6 protein-coding genes are annotated in these 3,299 nt (G+C 52.2%); 1 reads left to right on the top strand and 5 read right to left on the bottom strand.

The genetic code is table 11. From position 1 onward, the window contains the following. Positions 1-470: hypothetical protein (locus AC4MRN_RS20235; RefSeq protein ID WP_491204337.1), on the top strand; the 470-nt coding region annotated here is incomplete at its 5' end. 97 nt (positions 471-567) lie between these two features. Here the strand turns inward: AC4MRN_RS20235 and nrtS are convergent. From nrtS to AC4MRN_RS20210, 5 genes are all read right to left on the bottom strand, one after another. Further along, positions 568-819 carry a nitrate/nitrite transporter NrtS gene (gene nrtS / locus AC4MRN_RS20230; RefSeq protein WP_491204336.1) on the bottom strand — a complete coding sequence of 84 codons (252 nt, stop codon included), beginning with the start codon at positions 817-819 and terminating at the stop codon, positions 568-570. A 15-nt stretch (positions 820-834) separates the two neighbouring features. After that, positions 835-1,362, bottom strand: a complete 528-nt coding sequence (locus AC4MRN_RS20225) for a TlpA family protein disulfide reductase (RefSeq protein ID WP_370243464.1) — start codon at positions 1,360-1,362, stop codon at positions 835-837. Positions 1,363-1,461: 99 nt separating this feature from the next. Beyond that, on the bottom strand, positions 1,462-2,010 hold the full coding sequence (locus AC4MRN_RS20220; RefSeq protein WP_491204335.1) for an acyloxyacyl hydrolase: 549 nt from the start codon (positions 2,008-2,010) through the stop codon (positions 1,462-1,464). 214 nt (positions 2,011-2,224) lie between these two features. After that, on the bottom strand, positions 2,225-3,031 hold the full coding sequence (locus tag AC4MRN_RS20215; RefSeq protein WP_491204334.1) for an HvfC/BufC family peptide modification chaperone: 807 nt from the start codon (positions 3,029-3,031) through the stop codon (positions 2,225-2,227). Continuing rightward, a partial coding sequence (locus tag AC4MRN_RS20210; protein WP_491204333.1) for a multinuclear nonheme iron-dependent oxidase occupies positions 3,028-3,299 on the bottom strand: 272 nt, incomplete at its 5' end. The genes AC4MRN_RS20215 and AC4MRN_RS20210, both read right to left, overlap by 4 nt.

Below are 3,299 nucleotides of genomic sequence, written 5' to 3'. Positions count from 1 at the left end.
CCATCCAGATCCTGAACATCGAACAGCGTTTTAATCAGCAAGTTCTGGTCGATATGCATATGCCGGGCGGAGACACCCCAATGCTTAGCGACACAGCTGACACTTCCCTAACCTTGCTGTTACCTGAGCCCTCGGTGAACGCCCTGCTGTTCGCTCTGATGGACGCACTGATTGCTAAAAGCGATCGCCTGGTGAGCGAGGCCTTTACTTACCAGGGCGTTGCACGTTTCAGTCACGCCATATCGGTAGAAAAACTGGCTGGCTTGTCGGTGCATACCCGCCTGGCAGACAAACAGGCCCCACACAGCTTTCAGCGTCAATTGAAGCAGTATAATCATGTTACCGACGCGTCACGCGTGCCCAATGTCGTCACGCCTGAACTGGCCGATTCAATTCGCTCCCGGCTTGCCGACTTCGGCGAACTGGCGGGTCATTACCCGACGTTTACCGTGCCTCCTTCATTAACCTAATCCTATGACCGGCTGCCCACACAACACAATACAAAAAGCCCCGGTATTCATTCATACCGGGGCTTTTGTTTATCCAGCCAGTAGCGTTCACTGGTTTCTAGTCTCTTACCTTCAGACTGCCATATAAGTACACACAAAACGGAACACAATAGCTCAGCACGGCTTTGGTTACGTTTATCGCCATTGTGCCTTCGAACGCTTCAAACTGATTGATCAACATTAACACCGTGCCTACTACCGACGCGGTTTTAGCCGCTTCCACCAATAAAGCCGGGGAAAATTTTCTGGCCTGTTTGTTACAGGATGGCGGCAGGTGCATGTCTTCTGCTATGGGTCTGTTTTCTGTCATGGTCCTGTCTCCAAATTAGAAGCTGTTGCGGGACAGAACAGCTTCGATCCCCGCTGGGTAACGGTGGCTGCGATACAGTATTTCACCGTGCTGTGATAACACCACAAACACCGGCGTACCATTCACCAAAAACTCGCTGGTCAGCTCGGCACTTTCGTCAAACATCACCGGAAAATCCATGGCATAGTCATGCAGGTATGCGTGCATTTTTTCCTGTGTGTCGTTAATCGCTACGTTAACACCGAGCACATCTATGCTGTCACCGTAATCGTTGTGCAAGGCAGTGACTGCCGGAGTCGCCTTTTTACAATAGGGACACCAGGTAGCCCAGAAGTAAAGCAACACCGGCTTTTGCTCCCAGCGTTGTTGAAGTGAAAAGGTCTCGCCATTAACCGAATTGAAGGTTAAGTTTGGCGTTAAATCCGGGGCTAGCGCCTCGCTGGCGATATTGGCTTGTTGTGCATGGCTGCTGAAGGGTGCCCATGCAGCAAGTGAGAGGGTGGCCGCCACAACCAGGCGGCGCAGGGTAAATTTCGTCATCATTAATGTCCGGGTTGGGTTGATAGTGCATTGATCCTATCGCGAGGCGTTGTTGAAAAAGCAACCAAAGCGCCTTGAATACAACCCTATCTTCCTGCCGGACTACAAACGCTTGGAAAAGGACAGGCTAATATAGTCGTAGCCCGGATTCGGGCTTTTAAGCCCGCCATTGGAGTAATGGAAATACCGCAACGTAACTGCGTACTGCCGCGACTGACCAAAGCGATACCCCAGCCCCAGGCGATCCTCGAACTGAAAGTGGGTACTGATGTCCTTCCCTGCAAAGCGGGTGTCATCCAGCAACGATACCCCGATACCAAATTCACCATACACTTCACCGTGCTGATTTTCGTAAAAGGTGTGCCGGAATACCGGCGAGAACGCCAAGACAAAATTGCTGTCGTAACGACTTGGATTACCGTATTCCCAGACATTGATGCTGGCCTCAAAGCTCAGGTCGAGCTGAGGGAAGTACGCGTGCAGGTAGTCGCTGTCGCGGCGGTAAGCCAGTTTGACGCCCTGAACGTCGCCTTCGCCTTGCAGGTAGTCAACAGACAGTTCATCTGCCAAACCAGACTGAGGCGCAGACAGGGCCAGTAAACCGGCCGTAAATACGGCACCTAACGATTGTTTAATTGTGCTAAATTTCATTATAACGTTCACCAAATGTAGTTAAGATGACGCTATTTTCGGCGAAATGAGATAAACAAAATTAGCCGTTCGTCTGTAAAACTGAACCCGCTTTACTCACAGACAAAGAGATACGAAAGACACAAAAAAAGCGGCGCATTGACCTGAATGTATCCGGGCAGGAGTGTAGTGCCGGACTCCGCTCAGGGTGCGCCGCAAGCAGGAGGGAGGGTTTTCACCTCGGGGACAAAATGGTCTCTATCCATTGACGCTCAATGGCCTGCGACAGCCATTGGGCAAAATCGATACCGGGATAGGTATCCAGCAGAGCCGCCAGATGCATGCCATGCTGCACACCTTGTAGCCAGGCATATTGCTGCTGGTCTACCGCATCCGCTTTGGGCTTGTTGTGCTGCTGATACACCACAGCAAAGTAGGTGTTTTCACGATGTTGCATAATGATCTCCAGTCCTTCAGACAAGTCATGCTGGCCGTGCGAGTCGCGGTGAAGCTGCCACATGGGCTGCACGGGAAACGGGCTTTCCAGCACTGTCAAAGAGGGTTGCAGCTTAATAGTAAGGTGCTCAGGGTCGACCTCTGTCAGCAGTTGCAAACTGGAGCGGTCAAACGCGTTAACCGTGCTGCGTCCAACTACCTGTACGGCCCATTCCAGTCTGGCTATGTCAGCCAGGTACGGGTGCTCGCCCGCCAACTCGCTGCTTTCTACAACCTGACCAAGCTGGCTTCCCCAGTCGGCCCAGTCACCGGTTGTGGGCTTTTCCCAGGCGAGCAGTCGCTGGGCCAGTATAAACATCGCTTGCTCCCCTACCATCTGCTGCAGCACCGGGTAGGAAATCGAAAGACTGCGCGCTGCGGTCATTTGTAAATTCTGCTGGTAAATCTTCAGTGCGCGCTCAGGCACACCGCTTAGCGAGGATTGTGTAAAAATGTCAGTGATCAGAGCAGACTGATGATGGTTAGTTCGTCGGTGTCCTGCCAAATCTGTGCTAAGGCGCGGCTTGTTATCGGTAACTACATTCATGACATTTCCTCAATCAGGGTTTGCGCTAAAATAAAGCGTGCCGTACCAGCTTCTTCTTGCAAGCGGGTCCAGGTGGGCAGTTGGTTATCCCACTCAATTAACGTAGCCGCGCCGGGGAACAGGTGAATGGCCTGTTGAAACAATGCCCAGCACGCATGGGATACCGGCTGTGCATGATCGTCGATAACCAGTTCACCGGGTGCTACCGCACTGCTGCCGGCCAGATGAATTTCCCGGACGGCTTTAGCAGGCAATGTTTTTAACCAGT

It is taken from the genome of Marisediminitalea sp. (genome assembly GCF_984433645.1).
This window is presented reverse-complemented; position numbering and strand designations above follow the sequence as displayed.